Raw genomic sequence first — 8,229 nt, forward strand, 5'->3', positions numbered from 1 at the left:
CAAAGGATGATCTTTCCGCTGAGCCACCGACAGGACGTCACGCCTCGACCTGCAGCCGACGAGCCACCTCGTCCATGGTCAGCTCGCCTTCGGCGAGCCTGCTGAGGACTTCTTCCAACGCTCCGTCACCGTCCCCGGCCCCACCCCTCGCTTCGGTGCCGCACGGCGGCTCGCTCCGCCGCTGTCCGTCGCGCGCCTTTAGACCACGCGGAGCGCCCTCACCTCGGGATTGGATCCAGTAGCACTTTCCAGCGAACGGGTAGGCGGGCAGGGAAACCCGCCGCCTATTGCCCCTCGGATACACGGCGTCCCAGTCGAGCTCGATCCCACTGACCCAGAGCTTGGCCAGCTCCTCGAGCCTTCCCTCGTCGAGCAGGTGGCGGGCCAAGCTCGGCCGATCCTCGGCGTCGCGCGTGCCGCGCCGATTCCTCGCCTGAGCTTGTCCATAGTAGATGCCGGGGCTTTCATCGATGTCGCCCAGATATCCGATCAGCTTGCGAAGCAGGTCCGCCTTGTCGCGCGCGACGACGGCCAGGCGAAACTCCATGGCCTCCCTTCCAACGCGCAGGGTATGAGCCACGTCCCGAAGCCTCGCGGGCCTCCTCCCCGGCGGCTGCCCCGCACCTGCGGCGTCCGCGTGGCGCTCCAGGTAGTCCTTGAGCTGCGCTGCTCTCGTTTGGAGCGCCGGCCTGGTGCGCGCGGACAGGATGACGAGCTCCGGATCGCAGCTCTCCCGGATCGAGTCGTCCACCGGATCCTCGTCGTCGTACTCCTCCAGGATCGCGTGGGCGTTCGCGCCACCGGCGCCGAAGGAGCTGATTCCAGCCCGCCGAGCATGGACCTCCTCTCGACCATCGACCTGCGCGCGTGGCCTCTGCCACGCCCCCAGCTCGCGCTGGAGCTTGAAGGGAGTGCGGGAGAAATCGATCTCGGCGTTGCCCCGTCCTGCATGCAACGAGGGAGCCAGCTCCCCGTACTTCATCTGCATCAAGATTTTCGACACGCCCGCGATGCCAGCGGCGGCCTCGAGGTGCCCGATGTTGGACTTCACAGAGCCGATCGCGCAAAATTGACGCTCCAGCGTGAGCTGTGCAAACGCCTTCGACAGCCCCGCGATCTCGATGGGATCTCCGAGCGCCGTCCCCGTTCCGTGCGCCTCCAGATACGTGATCGTTCTGGGATGCACGCCTGCCGACCTCAACGCCTTCGAGATCAGCCGTGCGTGAGCGTTCGGGTTGGGCACCGTGTACCCGCTCGTCTTGCCGCCGTGGTTGACCGCGGTGCCCCTGATCACGCCATAGATGTGATCGCCGTGCTGGCGCGCGAGGTCCAGCGGCCGGAGCAGTACGGCTCCGACCCCTTCGCCCGGCACGAGCCCCTGAGCATGCTCGCCGAACGACCGGCACCGTCCGTCGGGCGCCAGCATCTGCGCTCGCCGGAGGAACTCGTAGTGCTCGGATTGCATGATCAGGTTGATCCCGCCCGCGACCGCCGCGACGCACTCGCCCCTTCTGATGCTCTCGCAGGCCAGATGGATCGCCGTCAGCGACGAGGAGCAAGCCGTGTCGACGGCCATGCTCGGCCCCTGAAAGCCGAAGTGATACGAGACGCGGTTCGCGATCGACCAGTAGGCCGATCTCGCCTCGACCTCGTTGCCGCGCGCCCACTCTTTGGCCCCGAGGCACTGGTATTCGCCGTACATGACGCCGACGAACACGCCGATATCGTCCCCCGCGGCGACCAGGCTCCTCCTGCTGTACCCTGCATCCTCGATCGTCCGCCACGCCGTCTCCAGAAAAATGCGCTCCTGGGGATCCATCAGCTCCGCTTCGAGGGGCGAGATGTTGAAGAATGTGGGGTCGAACGAGTCGATGTCGTCGATGAAGCCGCCCCACTCCCCGCGCTCCGCGCCTCCGAACCCGAGCGGCCTGCGCCGCGGGGGCACGTCCGTGATGCAGTCCCTTCCCTCTCTGATGTTCCTCCAGAACTCCTCGTGATCCTCGGCTCCGGGGTAGCGGCAAGCCATCCCGACGATGGCGATGTCCTGATGAGTCGGGTCCGACACGAGCCTACGCCCGCCCTCCACGGCGCTGGCGGGCGAGCGACCAGGCCTGACCTCCCGGCTACCTGATTCCTCCGACGCCGCGGCGGCGGGTGGCAGCCCGCTCGCCCCCAGGCAGGCGACGAGGTTCTCTCGACGAGTCTGGATCAGGTAATCAGCGAGCGCGTCGAGCGACAGGAACTCGAACAGGACTGTCGCAGGCAGGGGGCCGAAGTCCGCCTGCAAGCGCTCGACAACCGACATCGCCACGAGCGAGTCGACACCGTACCTCTCGAAGGGCTGCTCTGGGTCAATGTCCGAGTACTGCACCCGGAGCACCTCGGAGAAGACCCGCTGAAGGTACCGGCGCGCGGCGTCGTGGAGCTCCCGCCCTCGGGGTGAGCCGGTCCCTGGCTCCAGAGCCACGGGTGCAGCCGCCGCCGAGGTCGGCCGGCGCTCCGGCTCCGCAGCTCGCGGCGGGCTCGGCCTCGACGCAGCGCTCGCGTCCGGCGGCCGCGCAGGCGCCCGCGCGGCGCCCTCGCCGGAGGGGCGTCGCTCCGCGCCGCCCTGCCCCGCCGATGCGCTGTCTCCGCCGCTCGACGCGCGGCGGATCACGACGCCGTCGCTCTCGGCCAGCATCACGTGCTGCGCGTCCTCCTGATCGCCCCTCGCGCTCGGCGTACCGAACGCGGCGAACCGCCGAAAGCCTCCTTCCTCGAGCAGCCGTCGCCACTTTTCGACGGTGATCAGCGGCCCGGATCCCGACCGTTCCTCCGCGTCTTCGTAGGCCCACCACCCCGGCGTCAGGCCGAACGTGAGCGTAGCGAAGTCCTGCTCCAGCGTCCCTTCGTTCAGCACGAGCACGCCGTTCGCCTTCATGAGCTTCTTCACCCGTTCCAGCGTGGCATCCATCCGCTGTGTGGCGTGGATCACGTTCGCGGCGACGATGACGTCGAACTCGCCCACGGCGTAGCCCTGCGCTTCGATGTCCTTCTCGATGTTCAGGGTCTTGAACTTCACGAAGTCGTAAAGACGTCCATAAACGCGCTCTCCGTGCCTCGTGAAAGCCAGGGAAATATCCGTGTAGTAGTACTGGACGAGCTCACGGTATCGCGCCAGCTTCTTCAGGACCGGTGCGCTCGTCCCGCCGGTCCCGGAGCCAATCTCGAGGATCTTGATCTGCTCCCCGCGGGCCGGCTCCCCCTTGCTCAGCTTCGCCCGCATGAGCTGTTCGACGGCCTCTGCGGTGAGATCGTTGAAGTAATCTGCGCGTCGATTACCCTTGTACACGCTCTCCACCAGATGCAATGACGAGCCCGGGAAAAGAACATCGGTGGGCGGCTTCTCTCCTCGCAGGACGTCGCCATAGGAGCTCAGGCAGCTCGAGAGGAGCGCCAGATGAGGCACCAGCTCGCGATATCTCTCCTCGAGCTGCCTGCGTCTCTCTGGCAGGCTGTGAAGCCGTCGCACGAACGTCTCGTCATCGAGGATGGCCGACGACCTGATCTGTCCGTCCACCCGCGAGATCACGCCGTGCCGCTCCAGCATGGCGCACAGCACGCCACAGAGCTTCTCGTGAGGCTCGACGGCGCCGATCTTCCGCGCAAAATCCCGCTCGTCATATACCTCATGCGCCCTCTTCAAGGCTCCCATCCCCTGGAGCGCGACCAAGAGGGTGTCGCGCCCCCACGCCTCCACCTCCTCGAGCCCTTCCAGGCGCCCGTCCGCCCCGCCCATCAACGAGCTCACGTGAGCCCGGAGCCGCTCGACCACGTCGCCGATGACCGACGCCGACTCCGGCAAGCAAAGCGCCGTCTCCGCCAGATTCACGCCAAGGCTCTCAAGGAGGCTTGCTGCAGCCTTGATCGGCATCACCTGATTGACCCGGCCATGGAGGACGCGGCCGAGGGCGTCCAGCCCCTCCTCGCAGGAGATCGAGCCGACGCCCATCCTCGTCATCTCCTTCGCGTACCTGGCCGACGCAACGACGCCGACCTGCCCCCAGTAGCCCCAGTTGATTACCTTCACCGGCCACCGCACCAGGTCTCTCAAGTGCTCGGCAAAGGCGTCCTGAAACGCACAACCAGCTACGTAATTGGACTGCCCAGCGCTGCAGGTGAGCGAGTTCCCGGACGAGAAGAAGGTCAACCAGTCCAGAGGCTCATGTTGCAGCAGCCGTCCCAAGATGACGCTGGCCTTCACCTTCGGATCCAACGCAGCTCGGAACGACGACTCCTCCATCCGCGCGATCGAGCTGTCCCGGAGCACGAGCGCGGAGTAGATCACTCCTTGCATGCTCCCCCAGCGCTCCTTCACCTCGGCGACTGCGGCGTCCATGGAGCGGAGCTCGGTCGCGTCCGCCTGCAGGTACATCGCCTCGCCCCCTGCTTGCACGATGCGATCGAGCTGCTCCTGCCTCTCACGGTCGAGCTCGCTCCTGCCGATGATCGCCACGCGGGCCCGAACCGTCTCTGCGAGGTACTGGCTCACGACCCGCCCGATCCCCCCGGCACCGCCGATGATCACGTAAACCCCGCGATGTCGCAGCGGCACATCCTCGAGCCTGGTCGGTCGGATCTCGATGCGCTCGAGCCCTTGCCGGTAGCGGCGTCCCCGCCGATAGGCGACCAGCGAGGCCGGCGCCTCCGGTCGCTCGTCGGACAGCCAGCGCACGAGCTCGCCCTTGGTTGGCGACGTGCCCTCGAGCTCGCGGGCGCACAGGTCGATCGCGCTCACGCGGGCCCTCGGGTACTCGCGCGAGACAACCCTGGCCAGAGCGAGCACGGAGCTCTGGATGGGCTGCGCCTCGTCGGACGATACGACACGGTACACGTCGTTCGTGACGACCTTCAAGGACAACCCCCGGCCCATCTCACCCCTTCCGCCCAACGCCTGCGTGAGGCGGAGCAGAGACATGACGCCGAGCTGCTGCATCGACTCCAGAGCTTCCAGGCTCATCGGGGAAGCGGACGCGTCCTGGAGTCCACCGAGGAAGTAGATCGTCGAGATCCGCCCCAGCCTCGCGAGCAGCCCTTCGTAGTCGGTCCTCGCCCTGTGGTCGATCTCGAACCCCTGCCCGGCGAGCTCTCTGAACGATTTGCCCAGAAGAACACGGACGCACTCCGCGCCGCGATGGCGCTCCGCCAGCCGAGCGGGGAGCCCCAGGTCGAAGCCATGATGGCAGACGAGCACGCTGCCGTCGCTCGATCCATCCTGCTGGCCGCCCCGCAGCGCGGCCTTCCGCCATACAGGGCGATAGTACGTCAGCTCGTCCATCAGTCGCCTCTCCGGCTTCATCTCCGAGGATCCCCGGTGGCTGCGCCCGGTGGAGAGCGCCCTTGCACACACATCATTGATCTTCAGGAGCGCGCCCCCTTCTTCGTCGAGGACCGTGACGTCGAAGCGCGCCGTCTGACTCTCTCGGCTGCCTTCTCGGCATTGCACGTAGACGTACGCGCTCGCCTCCAGCGGCGCCGCGACCTCCACCTCCTCGGCGGAGAACGGCACCATCACCCTCCCGTCCTCCCCCCAATCCACGCTCATGCCCGCGGTTTGCAACGCCCCGTCCACCATCCGAGGATCCAGGTGGTACCCGGCAGCGGTCGGCTCCACCGGCGCGAGCCTCCCCAGGGCCTCGCCATCGCCCACCCAGACGGCGTCCAGGACCTGTAGCTGCGCGCCGTACTCGACGCCACGGCTCCTGTACGCGGCGTAAATATCGACCTTTGAAAGGCTCCTCTGGCACCGCGAGCGCACCTCCGACAGGTTCACTCGCTCGTGCGCCCCCGCGCCGTTCATCCCGGATACGCACAGCTCTCCGCGCGAGTGTACGGCGCGCTCACCGTTGCTCTCGCTGGAGAGCTCGTAACGATAACCCTCCGACGCCGCGGAGATCGTGCCTCGTATCTTCAGGCCAGCTTCGCCGACCGCCATCGGGACGAGCCACGTGACGCGCCTGATTTTGTAGCCCGGGGCGCTCCTCCTGACGGGCGCAGCGGCGGCCACCACCATCTCGATGGCCCCCGCCGCTGGAAGCAGACGCTGGCCCGAGACCACATGGTCCCGCACCAGATCGGTGCTCGGCAGCAGGACCGCGCTGAACTCCCCCCCGCGCTCGTTCACGGCGGTTCTCTCGAGCAGCGCGTGCCTCCCCGAGGTCGTCTCGACCGCTGCATCCGTCCGGCGGCCACCTCCGGCGACCGGCAGCCAGTAGCTCTCCCTCGCGAACGGATACGCCGGCAGCGGCACGCGTCGCCGCGCCTCTCCTCGGTAGAGCGCGCTCCACTCAACGCTGCACCCCGAGGTGTACAGCTCGGCGAGCCGCAGCAACCGATCGCGGAGCTCCGGCCCGGCGGTCGCGCCCTGCTTCAGCGCTCGTATGAGCTCGCTGGCCGACGACACCGCCGCAGGCGATGCGTCCGCCGAGATCCTCCCGGGCGACGTTCGACCGTCTGCCCTCAGAATGCCCTCCAGCTCATCGATCAGCTCCTCTCGTGTCGTCACGACAAGAGCGACCCGCCATGCGTGATGAGCACGCCCCACGGCGAGCGTGTACGCGACATCTCTGAGCGAGAGCCGCGCCCCGTCCCCTCGGCAGTGTTTCGCGAGGTCGCGGCAGCGGCTCATCAAGGCCGATCTGCTCGCAGCAGACACGACGATCAAGCACGGCGCTGGAGCCTCCGCTACTGCTGCGGGGGCACCCGAGTCCGGCCACTCTTCCACGACGAGGTGGGCGTTCGTGCCGCTCCATCCGAAAGAGCTCAAGGCCGCGAGGCGGGGTCGCCTGCCGGCTGTCTCCCACGCCCTGAGCTCCGTGTTCACGAAAAACGGGCTATGTTCGAGCCCAATATGCGGATTGAGAACGTGAAAGTTCAGGCTCGGCACGAGCTGCTTATGCTTCAGGCACAGGAGAACCTTGACGAGGCCGGCCATTCCAGCGGAGAACGCACCGTGTCCCACGTTCGTCTTCACGGATCCGACGGCACAGTACGAGACCTTGTCGGTGTGCGCGCGGAACGCGTTCGTGAGCGCCTCGATCTCGATGGGATCGCCGAGCTTCGTCCCCGTACCGTGAGCCTCGACATAGGTGATGTCGGCCGCGCTGATGCCTGCCTTCCGGTAGACGTCCAGCTCCAGCTCGGTCTGCGAAAGGGTGCATGGCGCGGTGATCCCGTTCGTCTTCCCGTCCTGGTTTATCCCGGAAGCTCTGATGACGCCATAGATGTGATCCCCGTCTCGCACAGCGGCATCGAGCCGCTTGAGCAGGACCACGCCCACGCCTTCGCCGAGCACGAATCCGTCGGCGCTTGCGTCAAAGGCACTGCAGCGCCCCTTGGGAGACAGCATCCCCGTCCTGCTACACATGATGTAGAATAGCGCCGTCGTGCTGACAAAAACTCCTCCCGCAAGGACGAGCTCGTTTTCGCCCGTGAGGATGCTCTGGCAACCGAGGTGGACGGCGACGAGGGATGAGGAGCACGCGGTATCGACCGTGACGCTCGGGCCCTTCAGGTTCAGGTAGTAGGCGATACGCGAAGACAGCAGAGACGCGGTATTCCCGACCGAGCTCAATGCATCCAGTCCGAGCTCACTCTCCAGGATTCTATGTATATAATCACCCGAGTTCGCTCCAGCGAAGACTCCGACCCTCCTCGCCGAGAGGACCTCTGGATTGTAACCCGCGTCCTCGATGGCCTTCCAGCACTCCTCGAGGAAGAGCCTGTGCTGCGGGTCGCTGCGCTCCGCCTCTCTGCCGGACATTCTGAAGAACAGCGGGTCAAACTTGTCGACATCCGACAAGAATCCACCCCACTTGCTGCGGACCCGCTTCGCCTCATCGACATGGTCACCGAAGTGTTCATCTACACGCCAGCGGTCCGCTGGCACCTCCGCGATGGAGCTCCGTCCCTGGGCGAGGTTCTGCCAGAACTCGTTGTAGTCATTCGCCCCTGGAAACCTGCTCGACATGCCGATGATGGCGATACGATCCCCGGGGATGCCCGATGCTTCATGGGCGTCCGTCCCTTGCTCTCCTCGCCGCAACGCCTGGAGCATCGACAGCGCCTGCGCGGCGTCGATCTCACGCCTCGCCAGCTTCTCGAGTGTCTCCCTGCGCGCTTGCTCGGCGATGACGTTCCTCATGATCTCATTTCTCCTCGGCCCGGTCCGCCCCGGTTGACAACCGAAAT

1 protein-coding gene is annotated in these 8,229 nt (G+C 66.5%); it reads right to left on the bottom strand.

The window, feature by feature from the left end; all coding sequences use genetic code 11:
* Positions 1–37: 37 nt before the first annotated feature.
* Positions 38–8,182: an SDR family NAD(P)-dependent oxidoreductase gene (locus tag NQZ70_RS25630; protein ID WP_129576543.1), complete on the bottom strand. Its 8,145-nt coding sequence runs from the start codon at positions 8,180–8,182 to the stop codon at positions 38–40.
* Positions 8,183–8,229: the final 47 nt, after the last annotated feature.

The sequence above is a fragment of the Sorangium sp. So ce836 genome (assembly GCF_028553905.1).
Taxonomy (GTDB): domain Bacteria; phylum Myxococcota_A; class Polyangia; order Polyangiales; family Polyangiaceae; genus Sorangium; species Sorangium cellulosum_D.